The following is an 18,399-nucleotide window of genomic DNA, read 5'->3' as shown; positions in this document are numbered from 1 at the left end:
ATTGTTTATTAATTAGTTATTTATTTATTAATCAGTTATTTATTTCTATCAAATTCTCAAATTTGCTAATTCCCTAATTCTCAAATTTGCTAATTTGCTAATTTTTAAAAACAGCCGCAAAGGTATAAAATAAATCACAAGTAACAAGTCTTTATTAACATATATTCCGTATCTTTGTCGCAAATTTAAGAACAATGAACAATAATCACAAAAACAACAAGGCTTATTACGGCAACTTCGGCGGACAGTTCGTCCCCGAAACCGCTATGTTTGCACTCACTTCACTAGAAAACGCCTATAACGAAGCTAAAAAAGACCCCTCTTTTTCTGAACAACTCAACGACCTACTCAAAAACTACGTAGGGCGACCTACACCGCTCTACTATGCCAAAAACCTAAGCCAACACTACCAACACCATATCTACCTAAAGCGCGAAGACCTCAACCATACAGGCGCACACAAAATCAACAATGCATTAGGACAAGTACTCCTCGCCAAACGTATGGGCAAAAAGAAAGTCATTGCCGAAACCGGCGCTGGGCAACACGGCGTAGCCACTGCCACCGCAGCCGCCCTTTTAGGATTAGAATGCAACATCTATATGGGAGCTACCGATATAGAACGACAAAAACTAAACGTTTTCCGTATGGAACTACTCGGTGCTAAAGTGGTAGCTATTACTGACGGACTACAAACGCTCAAAGAAGCCACCACCGCTGCTATACAAGCTTGGGTAGCTCAAATAGAAGAAGTGTTTTACGTTATCGGCTCGGCAGTAGGACCCCACCCCTACCCTGCTATCGTCCGCGACTTCCAGTCGGTGATTGGCAACGAAACCCAGCAACAACTCGCTACACTCGGCATCAAGCCGCAACACATTATCGCCTGCGTAGGCGGGGGCAGCAATGCCATTGGCATTTTTTCGGCTTTCCTCAATGACCCCTCCGTAAAACTCTATGGCGTAGAGGCAGGCGGCAAAGGTATTGATACTGATGAGCACGCCGCTAGCCTCACTTTGGGCAAAGAAGGAATCATACACGGTATGAAAACCTATGTCCTACAAGATAAATACGGACAAATAAGCCCCGTACACTCCATTTCTGCAGGATTAGATTACCCAGGGGTAGGACCTCAGCACGCCCATCTGTTCCAATCAGGGCGAGTAACCTATGCCCCCATCACCGATGACGAGGCTATGGAAGCCCTCTTGCTCACTACCCAGCAAGAAGGCATCATCCCTGCCATAGAAAGTGCACACGCCTTAGCCTACCTCAGCAAGCTATGCCCCACCCTACCTGCTGGGCAGCCTCAAAACATCGTAGTAAACGTTTCAGGAAGAGGCGACAAAGATATGCACACCGTATTTTCAATCCTAAAAAACGAACATTATGACTAATAATATACAAAGTATCTTCGCTCAACAACAAAAAGTAAACATCGGCTACATCGTAGCAGGATACCCCAGCGTAACCTTCACCAAAGAGTTCTTGCAAAATCTCAACCATTCAGCTATTGATATTTTAGAAATAGGTATCCCCTACTCCGACCCTCTAGCCGATGGCAAACTCATTTCGCAAGCCTCTTTCACAGCCTCACAGGCAGGCGTTACTACCGATACCGTTTTCAATCTATTAGCCGAAGTAAAAGGAGAAGTGCAAAAACCACTCGTCTTCTTGGTCTATTACAATCTCGTATTAGCTTATGGGGTAGCGGCTTTTATTGATAAATGCGCAGCGGTAGGTATCAGCGGACTTATCATTCCCGATTTGCCTTATGAAGAAGCCGATGAAGTAGTAAGCCTCCTCAGGGAAAAACAATTAGCCTTTATTCCTTTAGTAAGCGTTACTTCGGGCGAGAGAATAAAGAAGATTGCCCGTTTAGGTGATGGTTTTATTTATGCTGTAGGTTCATTGGGCGTTACGGGCAGCCAGCAAGTAGCCCTACCCCGATTAGCCTCCTTTGTAGAAGATATTAGGCAGCAAACCCACCTACCTATAGCTTTAGGTTTTGGAATCAAAACACAAGCCGATGTAGCACAAATGCGCCAATATGCCGATGCCGTAATTGTAGGCACCAGCATCGTAGCACTCACAGCACAGCATAGCGTAAAAGAAACTATAGAAGCTATCAATACTCTATTTAAAAATTAAAAAAAAGCTGTAAAAAAGCTGTTCAAAAAGTCTTTAATAGTATAACTGCATCATCTCCCCCCCTTTTGAAGGGGGGAAGGGGGGGATGTTAATAATCAGATAGTTATAGAAAATACTTCATCTGTTAATAAGATTTTTACTTTAAAAACAAAACTTTTCGAACAGCCTCTTTTTTAACTTAAAACTTTACTTTCACAGCTTCGCGTTGCTCTTTAGTAGCATATTGCCATTGGTATTTCTTCAGCCCAAAAAGAGAAGCGATAAGATTAGACGGGAACACCACTATTTTATCGTTATAATCCGTAATAGAGGCACTCAAATATCGGCGTCCTGCTGCTATTTGTTCTTCACAATCAGTAAGCTGGCGTTGCAAGTAGGTAAATTGCGTACTACTCTTCAAGTCAGGATAAGCCTCTGCCTGCAACATAAACGATTTTAGCGATACCGTAGCCTCATCAGTCTGCACATAAGGGTTATCGTTCTCCGTAATATCCCCTATAGTTTTAGGACGGCGAAGCTCGGCTATCTTGGTGAGTGTTTCCTTCTCAAAATTAGCGTATTGTTTTACCGTCTCTACCAAGTTAGGTATCAAGTCAGCACGCTGTATAAATAGCGAATCTAATGACGAGATCGCATTCTCTATCTGGTTACGCCTACGGGTAATGCTATTGTATTGTACTACTATGTATAACAGTGGCAGTACAACAATAGCAATCGCTACAATTATTGCTATCATTTTTCTTACGTTTATTTGTTATCTGCTAATTTCAAAGTATCAATCATTTGCAATTGAGCTACCAGCTCGCTATATACATCTTCCACCATTGCCAAATCTATCTTTTGGAAAAGCATAGCCGTAGGCGAGTAGTCAGCTTTCATAAGGGCATTGCCACGATTGGTAGCTATAACTATATTGTCATTATTAATACCTATATACACCTCGCCTTTGTGCTTTTCGTTCAGCTTTTTAAGGCGTTCCATAAAGGCAGGTGTAAGCACATAGCGCGCTGTTATTTGGTCATCGCAATACACCTCAAATAGCTTTTGAAACTCAGGGTCTTCAAGGCGTATTTTTTCACCTCCAATATTCAAATAAGTACTTATTTCGTTGTCCTTCATATCGCCCCAAAAACTCTTTTTAGGGTGAATAACAATAGGGTGCTCAAAGGTTTTAGGCGAACGAGCCATAAAGAAATTGCCGTAGAAAGCCACATCATCGCCTTCTTTTTCGTTGCGCAGGTTCGGGCGATAAGTAACCGAAAGGTTACACGATTGGAAAGGCACGCCGTTGTATCTACCCACTATTTGGTCGCCCCCTGTGATGTTGTAACGCTCCACTTTAAAGAGGTATGACGACAAGAATTCGCCTATATTCACGTGTCCCTTTTCAAAGTATTGGAAATTATCGCTGATGTAATGTACCAACTTGCCAAACACTTTGCTTTTTACTTGGGTATAATCGGCAGTACCCGCCATTTTGTTTTGAGCATAGCGTTTAGAGAACATACTCCACAAGAATGTTACCCCTACAAAGCCCCCTATCAGTATAAATACGCCAGTAGAATTGCCTGCTGAGAACACCCCCGATGAAAACAAAAAGAACACCAAAGCCACTATCCCTATGGCAAAAGCCATCTGTATGTACAACATATTTTTGCTAGTGCTGCGCCCCTGTTCCATAGCGGTAAGGTCAGTAGCAAGATGCTCTTGGGCATAATGCCTAAATTCCTCTACAGGTTTCAAGGTAATAGGAGGCTCATTAGTTGTAGTTGCGGCACTGGTAGCCGTGGTCGCTTCTTTATTGAAGAGCTCTTTCATCACTTGGTCGTAAGTTTCGCTACCTTGTGGTGCGCTCAAAGCACGTTTCACATCAGCTGCTGCGTATTTATAGATGGGCAATTCGTAGTTTTTGCTGCCTATAGATACCTGCAAGAGCGTTACAGCATCCATTTGAAATTTTATTTTTCCTAAAGGAATTACAGTAAGGTAACTTTCAATTTCGTTATGGATACGCGCTTCAGCACCTTGTTCCAATTGTGCAAAAAACTCATCTACCTTTTTCCTTCTATTGAATACAGTCCAAGTGCGCATCACAGGATAGTATAACGACATTACTATCACCAATGGGATAATAAGTTTGTAATAAAAAGGCTGATTTTCGTTGGCAGAGCTGGCAAGGTTGCTGGCAAATTGGGTTACAAAAGGCAGTGCGTAAAGTACCACCAAAACCACTACTATTAGAACCAAAACCGCAACCACTACAAGGTTGCGGATGGTAATTTTCTTTTCACGTTGGCACTCTTGTAGTACGAGTGCTTTAGCTTCTGTAATATTCATTATTAAATGTTTGTTTTAAAAAATTGAGGCTGCCCAAAAAAGTTTTTCAGACAGCCTCAACTATGATTATAGTTCTAATCCCGAAACTGCTTTTACGTTACCCGCTGTATCAGCTTCAAATGAGAAGGCAAATACAGGTTTTCCTGCATCTACGCGTTTGCCAAAATAAGAAGTATTAGCATTGTTGGCATATACCACAAAGCGTGTAAGCAAGCTGCCATCAGCTTGTACTTCGTATTCCAACTTATGAGCGCGGAAATCAGTAAAGTTCTTATCTTTTTCAGCAATAAGAGCTTTTGCTTTTTCTACCAAAGAAGTAAGTTCAGTAACCTTAAAATCGCTTACCTTTAAACCCTTTTCTGCTTCCAAACCTGCATAAGGGTTAGATTCTATCACTTGCTTGGTATATACTACATAAGAAGCTGCAGTAGCTTTACTGCCTTCTTTATAGGTTACATCCACCATATCTATATGGTCGTCAGCATCTACACTAAAGCCTACAGCCACTATCTTCCCGTCATATTTAGCAAAGTTATCTGCCAAAAGAGCCTGAGCATCTTTTAGCCCTTCAGGAGAAGTAAGGCTCGCGTTAGTGCTGCCAGTGCTGGGCACACAGCTTGCCAAAGCCAATGCAAATAAAGCTGATAATAGTTTTTTCATCGTTCTACTTATTAGTCTATTTCATATTTACCACCGTCTACAAGTTTTATTGTAAGCGTGTAGTAGTTAGTAACGCGTTTTCTACCTTGGCGTTGAGTACCTTCACCTTTTTTAGTCATATCAATTCCGTAAGTAGTAACGATTTTACCGTCCAACTTTTCAATGCTAATCTTGTTTACGTTGAAATTTTCGTACTCTTTAGCGTCTTGCAAACTGCTAAGGAACTCAATAGCCCCTTTAGCTTGGCTCAATACTTTAGTAAAGTCAAGTTCAGAAACTTTGAAAAGTTCAAAGTTTTTGTTTATTTCAGGAATAGTGCTAACGGTAGGGTCGCCCAAGCCTGAAGAGCTGTCTTGTTTTTGCACTACGAGTTTCCCACCAGCAGCAGGATCTTCGTATTTTGCTTCCAATTCGTGGAAGTCTGAGTTAAGCGCACCATTGGTTCTGATTTCTATCCAACGGAATTGCTTATCAGCAAAAGGAGGATTGGTAAGGATTTGTTTAGCGTTGTTGATAGAAACTTCGCTAAGGAGTTCCTCACCAAATGGTGTGTTTTTTTTACCACAAGCGGTAAGTACAAGGGCGATGATAAGCCCAGCCAAAAAAGTTACTTTTTTCATTCTGAAATGTTTTTAAAATTTTCTGCGGCAAAGATACAACTTTTTTCCAATAAACTATCAAAAAAATTGATGTTTAAATCGTTTTTTTTTTTATTAACATTTTTTAACACTGATTTTCCATAAATTATAGCTATAATATAGATTATATTTATAGTACAACTCGCACTCCCTCTTTGCCTCCCTACTTTGTCAAACTTCTCTTCCCCCTCCCACACTTTGTCAAACTTTCAGAGTTTGACAAAGTTGTTCAACCTTCGCTCAACCTTCGCTCAACCTTCGTCACATACTCGGCTGTGCCAGCTCGCCGACTTTCCTTCGCTTATCCTTCGCTTATCCTTCGCTTACTATGCGCCACACACTTTGTCAAACTTTCAGAGTTTGACAAAGTTGTTCAACCTTCGTCACATACTCGGCTGTGCCAGCTCGTCGACTATCCTTCGCTTATCCTTCGCTTATCCTTCGCTTATCCTTCGCTCAAGGTTCTCCCTCGCTGGCGCAAGCTTGCAGCTTGTGCCCAATTCAAAATTCATAATTCAAAATTCATAATTCAAAATTCATAATTCTCCCCCACTCACCCCTTATCTTCCCCTTATCTTCCCCTTATCTTCCCCTTACCATTCGTTTAAAAATTAGTAAGAAAAATTAATCATCAATCATTGACAATTAAACATTATTTCGTACCTTTGCCGATAGAAACTGCCTATGCAGCTCGCACCTAACAACTTTATACTAATAACTAAATAATATGACAGAACAAGTATTTGCCTTACACTTGGCTACTCGCAACAACCTACTTACCTATTTAGAAAATGTATCACCTGAAAAATTAGCACAGATACCTGCTGGTTTTCACAATAGTATTCTTTGGAATATTGCTCATTGTGTAGCAACTCAGCAAATTCTTTGTTATAAACTATCAGGGGTGAAACCCGTAGTTGTCGATGAGTTTATAGAAACTTACAAAAAAGGTACTCACCCCGATGGGCACGTGCCTACAGCCGAAGAAATACAATCGCTACGCGCCTTGCTTATCAGTACTCAAAAACAACTGCAAGCTGACTATGAGCGTGGGGTATTCAGCAACTTTACCCCTTATACCACCAGCTATGGCTATACGCTCACTTGTATTGAAGATGCTATCAACTTTAATAATACTCACGAAGGAATGCACCTTGGGGTGGTGATTGCTTTAAACTATTTTGCTAAATGATAGAAGATAAAACTCCACATCGCACCCAGCTGAGCGACTTAGGTGAGTTTGGACTGATTGCTCACTTAACTGCCGACTTCAAAACAAAGCAGCCTTCAACCCTAAAAGGAATAGGAGATGATGCTGCGGTAATGAATTTTGATGATAAAAAAACAGTCGTATCAACCGACCTGCTCATTGAGGGCGTCCATTTTGACCTTAGCTATGTGCCACTGAAACACTTGGGCTATAAAGCAGTTTCTGTAAATGTATCCGATATTTACGCAATGAACGCTCGTGCTACCCAAATAACAGTATCAATTGCAGTTTCTAATCGTTTCCCGTTGGAGGCTTTGGAAGAGCTTTATGCTGGTATCTACTTGGCTTGCGAGCGCTATGAGGTTGATTTGGTAGGAGGAGATACAACTTCTTCTACTCGCGGACTTATCATTTCGGTTACAGCGATAGGTGAAGCGCAAGAAGATGAACTTGTATACCGCAATGGAGCTAAAGAAAACGACCTTATCGTCCTGACAGGCGACATCGGAGGGGCTTATATGGGATTGCAGATATTAGAACGCGAAAAAGCTGTATTTCAAGTTAATCCGCATTCACAACCCGACCTTGATATGTATACTTATATCTTGGAACGACAGCTGAAACCCGAAGCTCGCAAGGATATTCCACCCTTGCTAAAGGCATTGGGGGTAAAACCTACCGCTATGATGGATGTAAGCGATGGGCTTTCGTCCGAAATACTGCATATTTGTAGTCAATCGGGCGTAGGTTGTAGGCTTTACGAAGATAAAATACCTCTTGACCCCCAAGTGATTAGTACCTGCGAGGAGTTTAATTTAGATAGTACTACCATTGCCCTCAGTGGAGGCGAAGATTACGAATTGCTTTTTACCATTGCTCAAGCAGATTACGACAAGATAAAGGGCAATCCGCACTTTAGTGTGATTGGTCATATCACCCCTAAAGACGATGGCGTAAACTTGGTAACCCGTGCAGGACAGTTTATCCCTATAATAGCAAGAGGGTGGAACGCTTTAAGCAAAGATTAATGAAATACAAAATGGAGAAATTAAACATCTTATAACAAGATTATGAAATATCCAAGATATAATTATTCTGCTGAAAATGAACTACATTCTTTTATGTTTGAAAGTGTTGGACGAAAAGGAAAAATCAAGAAAATGGTTCAGTACACTGAAATGTCAGTAGAAGGTTTTTTCAATTTGGGTTTTGGCGATTACAATGAGGAAACTAATGAAATTGACGATGAAGTAAGAAGCAATAATGGTGATGGTCAGAAAGTATTAGCAACTGTAGTTTCTACACTTTATGCTTTTACTAATAAATATAAACAATCTAATGTTTTTGCAACAGGAAGTACCGAAGCAAGAACTCGCCTATATAGAATGGGAATTTCTAATAACTTGGAAGAATTGAAAAAAGACTTTTATGTTTATGGTTTGAGAAAAGAAGATGAAATCTTTGAAGAGTTTATTTTAGGTGAAGATTATATAGGCTTTTTAGTAACCCGAAAAAACAACTAATTATTATGAGTGTCCAAGATTTAAACAAGACAAAAACACCTTTAGTAAAAATAGATAAAAAACTTGATAAGTTTAAAGGAAAAGTTCTTTTTCCTAAGAAATTAGCTCTTGCAGAAGAACTCTTGCAACGTGCCAAATTTCCTGCAGAATTAAAGGAAAAATTAAACATCTTATAACAAGATTATGAAAAGAAGAGCATTTTTTAAAAACGGAACATTAGCAGCTTTAGGCGGATTGATACTACCTTCATTCGACCTAAAAGCACAAACAATGGGCGAAGCTCATCGCAACAAACGTACTAAAAATATTATCTTTTTGGTGAGCGATGGTATGAGCACAGGCACTATGGTAATGGCTGATTTGTATCTGAAACGCAAATATGGTCGCCCTTCAAGCTGGATGGATTTATACGAAAGTAACCTTGGGCAACGCGCCTTGATGGATATGGCTTCCGCAAGCTCGGTAGTAACTGATTCTTCAGCAGCAAGTTCATCGTGGGGCGGAGGTGTACGAGTAAATAATGGTAGCTTGAATATAAGTCCTAATGGCAAGGAGAATATGCCTATTTTACAGAAGTTTAAGAATGCTGGCAAAAAAGTAGGCTGTGTAACAACCGTGATGATTACCCACGCTACTCCTGCTGGATTCTGTACTTGGAGCAAAAGCCGCAATGCAATGAATGAAATTGCCCTCAACTACACCGAATTAGGCTTGGACGTGATGTTAGGGGGTGGTAGTAATTACTTTGATGCTGCACAACGCAAAGACAAAAAAGATGTTTTTGATATGCTGAAAAAGAAAGGCTATACCATAGCTCGCACGCGCAACGAAATGCTAAAAGCTCCTGCCAACAAGCCTTTGTATGGTGTATTTGCTGAGGAAGCACTTCCTTATTCTATAGACCGCGCTCAAAGCGCTGAAGAACAGGCTTCTATTCCTACTCTTGCCGAAATGACTGCTAAGGCTATAGACCAGCTTAAAAACCACCCTAATGGCTTTGTAATACAAGTGGAAGGCGGTAAGGTAGATTGGGCTGCTCACGGCAACGACATTGGCGCACTACTTTACGACCAAGTAGCTTTTGATGAGGCTGTAAAAGTAGCTTTAGACTTTGCCAAAGCTGATGGTAACACTCTAGTTGTTATTACTTCCGACCACGGCAATGCCAACCCCGGACTTATCTATGGTAAAGAGTGTAACGACAATTTTGATAGACTCCAAAAATTCACACATTCTAACGACTGGATATTACAACAAATAAACGCTAACGACTCGGTAGCCAAAGTAAAAGAACACGTGGCTCAGCATTGTGGTGGTATGACTATCAGCGAGGAACAGGCTAAAGAATTATTGGGATATTACGCTAAAACTGAAAGAAAAGAAGATGGATTGTATAACTACAAGCATCTGCCTTATCGTCTTTTTGCCGAAATACAAAAAGCACACACTTCGGTGGGCTGGATAAGTATGGATCACTCATCAGACTATACCGAACTGGGAATGTACGGACCTGGTAGCGAAAAACTGAAACCTTTTATGCGCAATACCGAACTGCATACGTTCTTGTTGGAAGTAGCTGAAGTAAGTCGTTAGTAGATGAAGAGTTTGCAGTTTCAGAAGTTGGTAACCCTACTAGGGGTGGTACTTTTTGGGATAAAACTAATAGCGTGGCGCATTACGGGCTCTAATGCTATTTTCTCAGATACTATGGAAAGTACAGTGAATATTGTAGCTGCCTTTATGGGGTGGTATTCGCTGCACTTGTGTGCTAAACCACGCGACACCGACCACCCCTATGGGCACGGCAAAGTAGAGTTCGTAACCTCAGGAATTGAGGGCATCTTGATTGTTTTAGCAGGTATATTGATACTTATAGAAGCGATTTCGGCTATCATTTTCGGCATCAACTTAGATAAATTAGACTGGGGAATAGCTCTTTTTGCTTCTACAGCAGTAGTAAACTACATTATGGGGTATATTTCGTACCAAAAAGGTAAGAAAGAAAACTCTTTGGTGCTAATGAGTGCTGGGAAACACTTACAATCGGATACTTTTGCTACCATAAGCATTGTTTTTGGGCTTCTTTTAGTACATTTTACGGGTTGGAAATGGTTAGACCCTCTGATTGCTATTTTCTTTGGAAGTTATATTATTGTAGTAGGTTACCAAATAGTACGAAAAGCCTTGGGTGGCATTATGGACAAACAAGATGAAGCTCTCTTTGCCAAAATAGTACAGATACTGCAAGAACACCGGCATACTGAGTGGATTGACATACACAATATGCGCATACAGCAGTTTGGGGCACACCTGCACATAGATGCACATATTACCTTGCCTTATTACTATTCGCTGAAGGAAGCTCACCAAGAAATGGAAAAAGTGATAAAACTTTTAGCCCAGAAAGTAGATAGAACTATAGAATTTAACTTCCATATGGATTATTGCAAAGACTTTTCGTGCGAATTGTGTAGTATAAATTGTGACCTCAGAAAGAAGCCTTTTGTAAAAACTATTATATGGAATGAGAAGAATATGGCAAGCGTAAGTAAGCACAAGCTAGATTAATAAACAATTTTTGCTTGTGCTTTCAACTTTTTTGATTATCTTTGCACCACAAATACTACTTTTAATTTTAGTCATTATGATAACCCATTTTTTCTTAGAAAATTTACGTATTACGGCACTATTAGTGTTTTTATTTTCATTTGTAGTAGCGTATTTTACGTTGCCGAGTGTTATTTTTGTAGTAAAACAGAAAAACTTGATGGATAAGCCCAATGAGCGCAGTTCTCATAGCGAAAAGACACCAACCTTGGGTGGTATCTCGTTTTTTGTAAGTTTGGTTTTTACTCTATTTATGTTTCGCTCTTTTGACGAAGATTTAGTAGGAATTAATATTTTATCAGGGGCAGGAGCCCTCTTTTTTGTGGGTTTAAAAGATGACCTTGTGGGAGTAAACCCAAGTACTAAAATTATGGGGCAAGTAGTAGCTACCCTTATTCTTTTTTTTGGTACTAATCTGAAAATTATAAGCTTTGATAACTTCTTGGGTATTACGGATATTCCTTATTGGTTTTCAGTATTTATCAGTTGTGCTATTGTAATGGCTATCGTAAATTCGTATAATCTTATTGATGGTATCAATGGATCTGCCTCTATGGTAGGAATGGTAATTTTTGGTATTTTTGCCTATGTGTTTTACGATGCCGAAATGCATTATTACTTCTTGCTATCAATAACTTGTATTGGATTTTTGTTGGCTTTTTTACGTTATAACTTATCGGCAAAAATGCGAGTTTTTATGGGGGACACGGGCTCTATGATAGTAGGTTTTTTAATAGCAGTATTGGCTATTAAATTTTTTGCCTTAAACACTGCTTCTTTAGAGAATGCTATCATTACTCCTGCCAACAAAGTGTGGGTGCTATTATCTATTATTTTTATTCCTTTTTTTGATACCACACGGGTATTCACTACCCGCGTAATACGTGATGGGAAGCCCTTTAAAGCCGACCGCAACCACATACACCACGTAATCATTGATTACCTGAAACTATCACACCCACAGGCGAGTATATTATTGGCTACCATTAATTTGGTTGTTTTTATCATTATTTTATGGCTGAATACGTTTCTTTCATCATTATGGCTGGGGGTTGTATTTGGCTGTATATTTGGAGCATTGGTAATATTGCTTTTTTATGTAAATAGAGGCTATTACGCTCGTAAAAACAAACAAAAAATACGACATATTATCAATACCATTACTAAAAAGAAATAAAAAACGTATCTTTGCGCCTTATTCTATAGAAAATGCTAAAACAGAATTTACAACTTAAACTCTCTCAGAAATTATCACCACAACAAATACAGCTGATGAAGCTGGTGCAACTGCCTACGCTTGCTTTTGAACAACGTATAAAGCAAGAAATGGAGGAAAACCCTGCATTGGAAGCAGGACGCGAAGAAACACCTTATGATGAATTTCACGAGGAATTCGACAATTCTGCCGATGAATATAACGACAACGATGTTATTGATATGAATGATATCAACATCGATGAGTACTTGAGTGATGACGAAATACCCGACTATAGATTGCACGCTAATAACTATAGCGATGATGATGACGATTTTGACTTGCCTTTTAGTGCCGAAATCTCTTTCCACCAATCACTTATCAATCAACTGAATACTTTTACCCTAAATGATGAAGACTATCTTATAGCCGAATTTTTGGTGGGTAGTATAGACGATACAGGCTATATACGCCGCTCTATACAAGACCTTACCGATGACCTCGCCTTTACGCAAAACATCTATACCACTGATGAACACGTAGAGGAAATTCGCCAGCAAATTATCTTTCAGTTAGACCCCCCTGGTGTGGGTGCTTTTAGCTTGCAAGAATGCTTACTCATACAACTAAAACGAAAAAAACAAACCCCTACTATAACACTGGCTATCAATATAATTACTGAAGCTTTTGAAGCCTTTACTAAAAAACACTACGCCAAACTGCAACAACGCTTTATGGTAAGCGATGAAGAACTAAAAGAGGCAGTGCAAGAAGTAGAACGCCTAAACCCAAAACCTGGTAGTACCTACTCTAATAGTAACGCCCATATAGAGCAAATTATCCCCGATTTTACCGTAAAAGTAGTTGATAATGATTTAGAACTCTCCCTCAATGGACGTAACGCTCCAGAGCTGCACGTATCAAAAGAGTATAGCACAATGCTTGATACTTATAAAAAAAGTAAAGAAAAGAGCAATTCACAAAAAGAGGCGGTTTTCTTTATCAAGCAAAAATTAGATTCTGCTAAATGGTTTATTGATGCAATTAGGCAGCGACAACAAACGCTTTTGGTAACAATGCAGGCTATTATGGAACACCAACGTGAGTATTTCCTTACAGGCGATGAACTAAAGATTAAACCGCTTATCCTCAAAGATATTGCCGACAAGGTGGGTATGGATATATCTACCGTATCGCGTGTAGCAAGTAGCAAATATGTTACTACTCCTTATGGTACCAAGCTCATTAAAGATTTCTTTTCAGAATCTATGAAAAATGACCAAGGTGAAGATGTATCTACACGCGAGATTAAGCAAATATTACAGCATATTATCGCTAAAGAAGATAAGAGCAAGCCACTACCTGATGACGAATTAGCACAGATTCTTAAGGAAAAAGGCTATCCCATCGCACGCCGTACCATTGCTAAATATCGCGAACAAATGGATATACCGGTAGCACGGCTTAGAAAAGAGTTATAAATACATCTTTTAAAGATAGTTTAAAAGAGAATTAAAAAAAGAGGCTATCCAAAAAAAATGGACAGCCTCTTTTCTATTATAATATGAAAAGTAAAAATGTTTATTCTAAAATAAAATCTACAGTGCTTTTAATGTCGCCTGAAGAGGTGCCTACTAAAGCTTTAAAAGTACCTTTTTCGGCTACCCAATCGTGCTGGTCAGCATCAAAAAAAGAAAGATCTTGTTTGGTGATGTGAAAAGTTACCGTTTTGGTTTCGCCTGCCTTTAAGAATACTTTCTCAAACCCCTTTAGTTCTTTGTAAGGACGCAATACAGAGGCTTCTTCATCGTGCAGGTAAAGTTGTACTACTTCGGCTCCGTCTCGCTTACCTGTATTTTGAATAGTAATAGAAAAGGTAATATTGCCGTTAGTAGTTTTCTTGTCGGCAGTGAGCTTGCCATATTTGAACGTTGTATAAGAAAGTCCGTGACCAAAAGGAAATAGCGGCTTTACTCCTTTAGTATCGGCATAGCGGTAACCTACTAAAATACTTTCGCCATAGGTAACATTTTTATCGCCTGGATATTCACCTAAAGCTGCTGCTGCATTATCTTCCAAACGAACTGGAAAAGTGAAAGGCAATTTGCCTGAGGGGTTTACATCGCCTAATAGAACATCGGCAAGTGAATTACCAGCTTCAGAACCTAAATACCAATCTTGAACAATAGCAGGTACTTTATGTACCCAAGGCATTGCCATTGCATTACCTGATATGAGAACTACAGCCAAATTTTTATTAGCTTTAGCCAAAGCTTCAATCACGACATCTTGCCCATAAGGTAAGTTGTACTCTTTGCGGTCGTTGCCTTCACAATCTTGTCCATCGTGTTTGTTCAATCCTCCTATAAAAATTACTATATCGGCTTGTTTAGCTACTGAAAGGGCTTCATCGAGGAGCTCTTGAGGGGAACGTTTATCGGTGATGTCGTTGGCGCTAAGCCCATCTTGGTCTTTATAATCGTTGCTAGCATAGCCTCGTGCGTATATCACTTTGGCAGTGTTGCCTATGCGGTTTTTAAGTCCATCTAATGGTAGAATTTCGTGTATAGCTTTTAGTGAGGAACTTCCTCCTCCTACGGTCATCATTTTAATAGCATTTTCACCTATTACTGCTATTGTCTTCATTTTTTGAGTATCGATAGGCAATAGGTTTTTATCGTTTTTGAGCAATACGATGCCTTCTTGCCCTATTTTTCGAGCTATGGCAAAATGTTGTGGTGAGGCAAATGAACCATAGGGTCGGTTGGCAGCCATATTAGTTCGGAATATAAGGCGCAGGATATTGCGTACCTTCTGATTTAAGATTTCTTCTTTTATTTCTCCCGATTTAAGCTTGTTGAGGAAAGGTTTTGCCAAGAAGTAATGGTCGTAAGCATCGGCGCGGTTTTGGGTCATCCCATCTGTCCAAGTTCCAAATTCCATATCAAGCCCATTTAGGGCTGCACCATCGGTATTGTTTACGCCTCCCCAATCGGATATTACAGCTCCGTCAAAATTCCATTCTTTGCGCAAGATATCTTGCAGTAAATATTGGTTTTGGCAAGCCCATTGGTCTTTATATTTATTGTAAGCGCCCATTATACTCCAAGCCTTTCCTTCTTGCACAGCTGCTTTAAAAGCGGGTAAGTATATTTCGTATAAAGCTCTGTCGTCTATCACTACATTAACAGTATGGCGATTGATTTCTTGGTTGTTGAGTGCATAGTGTTTTACGCAAGCTGCTACACCATTGCTTTGTACTCCTTGTACGTAGGGAACTACCATTTTAGAAGCCAAATAAGGGTCTTCCCCCATATATTCAAAGTTTCGTCCGTTGAGTGGAGTACGATAGATATTTACTCCAGGGCCTAAAAGTACGTTCTTATTGCGATAGCGTGCTTCTTCTCCTATTGCTTTCCCGTATTCTTTGCTCAGGGCAGGATTCCAAGTTGCTGCAAGGCAGGTGAGGGCTGGAAAAGCGGTACATTTATCGTTTGTCCATCCTGCTTGTATCCATTCGTCCCATAGCACCTCAGGGCGTATTCCGTGAGGTCCATCAGTCATCCAATTTTCAGGAATACCAAGTCGGGGTACACCAGGTGAGCTAAATTTAGATTGGGCGTGGCACATTGCTACCTTTTCTTCTAAGGTCATTTGTGATAAAGCATCTTCTATCCGCTTTTCAATAGGTTGTGAAGCATCTAAATAAATAGGCATTTGCTGAGCTGAAAGTGTCGCTACTGCACAGCAAAGTAGTAAAGTTGTTAGATTTTTCATATCTGTTATCTTTTTATTGTAAATATTGTTGTGTGGTAGAATAATGGGGGTATTGTTTGCTAATTTTGTACCGATTGGGTTAGTAATGGTTTAATAATAGCTGTCCAGAGTTTGTAACCTTCGGCATTCATATGTAGGTTATCTTCTTTGAAGATGTCGGTACGTAAGTTACCCTCTTCATCGTACATTACTTTGGTGATGTCTATATAGGTGTATTGCTGTTCAGTAGCGTTTTGCTCTAAAAGGGTATTTACAATTAGTTGGTCTTTTAGCTGGTCGGCTTTGTGTTGTGAGGGTTTTAATGACACTACAAATAGCGGGGTATTGGGATATTCTTTTTTGAGCTTAGCTATGAATATGCGAAAGAGATCAAAGCATTTAACGGCATTTACGCCTTCTTTATGGCTTCCAAGGTCGTTTTCCACATATAGTACTATGGCTTTCGGCTTATATCCTTTTGCAATGGTAGCGTAGTTGTATATCATATCGCGTAAGGTAGCACCTCCATAGGAACGGCGTATGAGCTTGAGGGGTGCAAAATCTTCGTAAATGGTGTCCCATAAATTGATAGAAGAACTTCCCAAGAAGAGAACATCGCAGGAGCGATTGCTGAGGCGTTTGTTTTCTTTTTGATATTTGTTGATGTCGTTTTGATATCGCAATATCCAAGATGTTTCATCGGTGTGTTGAAACGGAATGGTGCTTTTGATAGTGGTCGTGGGGGTAGTATTTTGTGCTTGTATGAGTGTTGCTGTAATAAATGCTACTAATAATACTATTCTTTTCATTTTTTATTTGTTTAATTAATTCGTAATTTGTGTTTTTTTTAATTTTGTGGTATCAAAAAAGATACTACACTATTGGGAGGTAGTTGGTAAGTGAAATAAGTGTTGGTATGTTTTACTGTAAGGGGGGTTGGTTGTTGATTTTTGTTTACTACTATCAGTGCTAGCGTATTGTCGGGGTTTTGAAAGGCGGTAGATAAGATTTGTTTGTTGGTGTTATTTTGTATACCTATGCGGGTAGCACCTTGCTTGATGACAGCTGCTAAATGGCTTATAACGTAGTAATGTGAGTTGCGTTGCATTGTTTTGTAGTTGCTTGTTTGTATATCTACAGCTCCAAAACAAGTTTTGCAGCCTTTGTCGCGGTTAGGTGCTCCGTGTTCATCGAGTAGCAAGTTCCATACAATAACTGCTTTGCAGTGATTGTTGAGGGTTTTGATGCCGAGTTCTTCCATATCTTCGGTAAGACGGCGTTTGAGGTTTCTTCCATCATTCCATTTCCCTATAGAAGATTCTGTGAAAATAAGTTCTTTGTTGGGGTATTGGTTATGAATGTTACTTAACTCACTTGTTGTTCCTCCGTAGTTGTGAAAAGCTGTTCCCGCTACATATTGGCTCGCTTGTGGGTCTTTATAGATGTGTATAGGGTATTGTTTTTGAGATTCTATATTGTCGTAATTGTAATTATGGTCGAATAGATAGATTTTAACGTTGGGAAATCCTTTGTCGCGTAGGGTTTTTCCTAATTCATTTTTAATAAAGGCGAGTTGTTCGTCCCATCCCATATACATAGATGCCGAGTTTTGTCGGTTGAGTGGTTCATTTTGTATAGTGATAGCTCCTACATTTATTTGGTTATCTTTCATTGCTTGTAACCATTTAGCAAAATAGAGGGCATAATCGTGGTAATATGCAGGATTGAGCTGTCCGCTTGTCCATTCGTTATAGGGTTGTAGGTCGGTGAGGTTATTTACTTTCATCCATCGTGGAGCTGTCCAAGGCGACCCTATAATTTGAACTTTCGGGTTGATGGCAAGTATTTCTTGTAGTATCGGGATTAGGTAGTTCTTTTCTTCGTTGGTAAGAGCAAAATTCTGTATTCCTTGTGTATCGCAAAGGGTATATTCGCTAAGTGAAAAGTCGGAACAGCCGATAGATACTCGCACGTAGTTTTGTCCGAATCCTTCGGTTTCTGAAAAAGTTGTTGTAAGAAAAGCTTTTCGGTCGGCTGGAGCCATTTGCATTAGGTTGTAACAAGTAGCCCCTGTAATGGCTGCTCCAAAACCATAAATAGTTTGATACTTTTCATTGGGCATCAAAGTGATATCGGGGGTATTGTTGTTTTTGTTGTTCTTTTGTAAAGTAGTGGTGTAGGTACTCAGGTCGTAAAGGCGATCGCCTGTAGTAGTGAGTACTTTCACGGTATTTTGATGTGTTTGCTTTTGGGCAGTACACGAGGTTACTGCCCATAGCAAACTTAATGTTAAAAGAGATGAAATTAGTTTTTTTGTCATTG

At 39.7% G+C, this 18,399-nt stretch carries 17 protein-coding genes; 10 read left to right on the top strand and 7 right to left on the bottom strand.

What is annotated here, in order from left to right; all coding sequences use genetic code 11:
- Nucleotides 1–194: 194 nt before the first annotated feature.
- Entirely contained in the window at nucleotides 195–1,397 is a 1,203-nt protein-coding gene (trpB, locus tag J4N46_RS06675) for a tryptophan synthase subunit beta (protein WP_208058654.1), read from the top strand.
- Nucleotides 1,390–2,151 (top strand): tryptophan synthase subunit alpha, encoded by a 762-nt coding sequence (trpA, locus tag J4N46_RS06670; RefSeq protein ID WP_208058653.1) that lies wholly within the window; start codon nucleotides 1,390–1,392, stop codon nucleotides 2,149–2,151. Before trpB ends, trpA begins: the two co-directional genes overlap by 8 nt.
- 178 nt (nucleotides 2,152–2,329) lie before the next feature.
- On the opposite strand, the gene J4N46_RS06665 is transcribed toward trpA, so the two are convergent.
- The 4 genes from J4N46_RS06665 to J4N46_RS06650 all read right to left on the bottom strand — a co-directional run bounded on the left by J4N46_RS06665 (nucleotide 2,330) and on the right by J4N46_RS06650 (nucleotide 5,768).
- Nucleotides 2,330–2,887, bottom strand: coding sequence for a LemA family protein (locus tag J4N46_RS06665; RefSeq protein WP_208058652.1), 558 nt, complete (start codon nucleotides 2,885–2,887; stop codon nucleotides 2,330–2,332).
- 11 nt (nucleotides 2,888–2,898) lie between these two features.
- On the bottom strand, nucleotides 2,899–4,488 hold the full coding sequence (locus J4N46_RS06660; protein WP_208058651.1) for a DUF3137 domain-containing protein: 1,590 nt from the start codon (nucleotides 4,486–4,488) through the stop codon (nucleotides 2,899–2,901).
- 66 nt (nucleotides 4,489–4,554) lie between these two features.
- Nucleotides 4,555–5,148 (bottom strand): hypothetical protein, encoded by a 594-nt coding sequence (locus J4N46_RS06655; RefSeq protein WP_208058650.1) that lies wholly within the window; start codon nucleotides 5,146–5,148, stop codon nucleotides 4,555–4,557.
- 11 nt (nucleotides 5,149–5,159) lie between these two features.
- A complete protein-coding gene (locus J4N46_RS06650) occupies nucleotides 5,160–5,768 on the bottom strand; it encodes a hypothetical protein (protein WP_208058649.1) in 609 nt (202 codons plus the stop codon).
- A 745-nt stretch (nucleotides 5,769–6,513) separates the two neighbouring features.
- Here J4N46_RS06650 and J4N46_RS06645 point away from each other — a divergent pair.
- The 8 genes from J4N46_RS06645 (at nucleotide 6,514) to rpoN (ending at nucleotide 13,802) form a co-directional block, all read left to right on the top strand.
- Nucleotides 6,514–6,978 carry a DinB family protein gene (locus J4N46_RS06645; protein WP_009416568.1) on the top strand — a complete coding sequence of 155 codons (465 nt, stop codon included), beginning with the start codon at nucleotides 6,514–6,516 and terminating at the stop codon, nucleotides 6,976–6,978.
- The gene (thiL, locus tag J4N46_RS06640; RefSeq protein WP_208058648.1) at nucleotides 6,975–8,024 is read left to right on the top strand and encodes a thiamine-phosphate kinase; all 1,050 of its coding nucleotides are present in this window, start codon (nucleotides 6,975–6,977) and stop codon (nucleotides 8,022–8,024) included. The genes J4N46_RS06645 and thiL overlap by 4 nt, the downstream gene beginning before the upstream one ends.
- A gap of 42 nt (nucleotides 8,025–8,066) precedes the next feature.
- The gene (locus J4N46_RS06635; RefSeq protein WP_208058647.1) at nucleotides 8,067–8,519 is read left to right on the top strand and encodes a DUF6934 family protein; all 453 of its coding nucleotides are present in this window, start codon (nucleotides 8,067–8,069) and stop codon (nucleotides 8,517–8,519) included.
- A gap of 5 nt (nucleotides 8,520–8,524) precedes the next feature.
- Complete coding sequence (locus J4N46_RS06630) at nucleotides 8,525–8,695, top strand: hypothetical protein (RefSeq protein ID WP_208058646.1); 171 nt, start codon at nucleotides 8,525–8,527, stop codon at nucleotides 8,693–8,695.
- Between the two features lie 7 nt (nucleotides 8,696–8,702).
- Nucleotides 8,703–10,112, top strand: a complete 1,410-nt coding sequence (locus J4N46_RS06625) for an alkaline phosphatase (protein WP_208058645.1) — start codon at nucleotides 8,703–8,705, stop codon at nucleotides 10,110–10,112.
- A 3-nt stretch (nucleotides 10,113–10,115) separates the two neighbouring features.
- Nucleotides 10,116–11,087: a cation diffusion facilitator family transporter gene (locus J4N46_RS06620; RefSeq protein ID WP_208058644.1), complete on the top strand. Its 972-nt coding sequence runs from the start codon at nucleotides 10,116–10,118 to the stop codon at nucleotides 11,085–11,087.
- 76 nt (nucleotides 11,088–11,163) lie between these two features.
- Nucleotides 11,164–12,303, top strand: coding sequence for a glycosyltransferase family 4 protein (locus J4N46_RS06615; protein WP_009416563.1), 1,140 nt, complete (start codon nucleotides 11,164–11,166; stop codon nucleotides 12,301–12,303).
- Between the two features lie 32 nt (nucleotides 12,304–12,335).
- On the top strand, nucleotides 12,336–13,802 hold the full coding sequence (gene rpoN / locus J4N46_RS06610) for an RNA polymerase factor sigma-54 (protein ID WP_009416562.1): 1,467 nt from the start codon (nucleotides 12,336–12,338) through the stop codon (nucleotides 13,800–13,802).
- Between the two features lie 100 nt (nucleotides 13,803–13,902).
- On the opposite strand, the gene J4N46_RS06605 is transcribed toward rpoN, so the two are convergent.
- Genes J4N46_RS06605 through J4N46_RS06595 form a run of 3 tightly spaced genes read right to left on the bottom strand, consistent with a single transcriptional unit; the run spans nucleotide 13,903 to nucleotide 18,397 of the window.
- Nucleotides 13,903–16,098 (bottom strand): glycoside hydrolase family 3 C-terminal domain-containing protein, encoded by a 2,196-nt coding sequence (locus J4N46_RS06605; protein ID WP_208058643.1) that lies wholly within the window; start codon nucleotides 16,096–16,098, stop codon nucleotides 13,903–13,905.
- A 59-nt stretch (nucleotides 16,099–16,157) separates the two neighbouring features.
- Nucleotides 16,158–16,886 carry a GDSL-type esterase/lipase family protein gene (locus tag J4N46_RS06600; RefSeq protein WP_208058642.1) on the bottom strand — a complete coding sequence of 243 codons (729 nt, stop codon included), beginning with the start codon at nucleotides 16,884–16,886 and terminating at the stop codon, nucleotides 16,158–16,160.
- Between the two features lie 38 nt (nucleotides 16,887–16,924).
- Complete coding sequence (locus J4N46_RS06595) at nucleotides 16,925–18,397, bottom strand: glycoside hydrolase family 30 protein (protein WP_208058641.1); 1,473 nt, start codon at nucleotides 18,395–18,397, stop codon at nucleotides 16,925–16,927.
- Nucleotides 18,398–18,399 lie beyond the last annotated feature (2 nt).

Origin of the sequence: Capnocytophaga bilenii (assembly GCF_017565765.1) — a bacterium.
In the GTDB taxonomy this organism is placed as follows: Bacteria; Bacteroidota; Bacteroidia; order Flavobacteriales; family Flavobacteriaceae; genus Capnocytophaga; species Capnocytophaga bilenii.
This window is presented reverse-complemented; position numbering and strand designations above follow the sequence as displayed.

Bases quoted from the DNA above. Each gene is read 5' to 3' on its own strand.
- trpB (WP_208058654.1), top strand. From the start codon at position 195: ATGAACAATAATCACAAAAACAACAAGGCTTATTACGGCAACTTCGGC.
- trpA (WP_208058653.1), top strand. From the start codon at position 1,390: ATGACTAATAATATACAAAGTATCTTCGCTCAACAACAAAAAGTAAAC.
- J4N46_RS06665 (WP_208058652.1), bottom strand. From the start codon at position 2,887: ATGATAGCAATAATTGTAGCGATTGCTATTGTTGTACTGCCACTGTTA.
- J4N46_RS06660 (WP_208058651.1), bottom strand. From the start codon at position 4,488: ATGAATATTACAGAAGCTAAAGCACTCGTACTACAAGAGTGCCAACGT.
- J4N46_RS06655 (WP_208058650.1), bottom strand. From the start codon at position 5,148: ATGAAAAAACTATTATCAGCTTTATTTGCATTGGCTTTGGCAAGCTGT.
- J4N46_RS06650 (WP_208058649.1), bottom strand. From the start codon at position 5,768: ATGAAAAAAGTAACTTTTTTGGCTGGGCTTATCATCGCCCTTGTACTT.
- J4N46_RS06645 (WP_009416568.1), top strand. From the start codon at position 6,514: ATGACAGAACAAGTATTTGCCTTACACTTGGCTACTCGCAACAACCTA.
- thiL (WP_208058648.1), top strand. From the start codon at position 6,975: ATGATAGAAGATAAAACTCCACATCGCACCCAGCTGAGCGACTTAGGT.
- J4N46_RS06635 (WP_208058647.1), top strand. From the start codon at position 8,067: ATGAAATATCCAAGATATAATTATTCTGCTGAAAATGAACTACATTCT.
- J4N46_RS06630 (WP_208058646.1), top strand. From the start codon at position 8,525: ATGAGTGTCCAAGATTTAAACAAGACAAAAACACCTTTAGTAAAAATA.
- J4N46_RS06625 (WP_208058645.1), top strand. From the start codon at position 8,703: ATGAAAAGAAGAGCATTTTTTAAAAACGGAACATTAGCAGCTTTAGGC.
- J4N46_RS06620 (WP_208058644.1), top strand. From the start codon at position 10,116: ATGAAGAGTTTGCAGTTTCAGAAGTTGGTAACCCTACTAGGGGTGGTA.
- J4N46_RS06615 (WP_009416563.1), top strand. From the start codon at position 11,164: ATGATAACCCATTTTTTCTTAGAAAATTTACGTATTACGGCACTATTA.
- rpoN (WP_009416562.1), top strand. From the start codon at position 12,336: ATGCTAAAACAGAATTTACAACTTAAACTCTCTCAGAAATTATCACCA.
- J4N46_RS06605 (WP_208058643.1), bottom strand. From the start codon at position 16,098: ATGAAAAATCTAACAACTTTACTACTTTGCTGTGCAGTAGCGACACTT.
- J4N46_RS06600 (WP_208058642.1), bottom strand. From the start codon at position 16,886: ATGAAAAGAATAGTATTATTAGTAGCATTTATTACAGCAACACTCATA.
- J4N46_RS06595 (WP_208058641.1), bottom strand. From the start codon at position 18,397: ATGACAAAAAAACTAATTTCATCTCTTTTAACATTAAGTTTGCTATGG.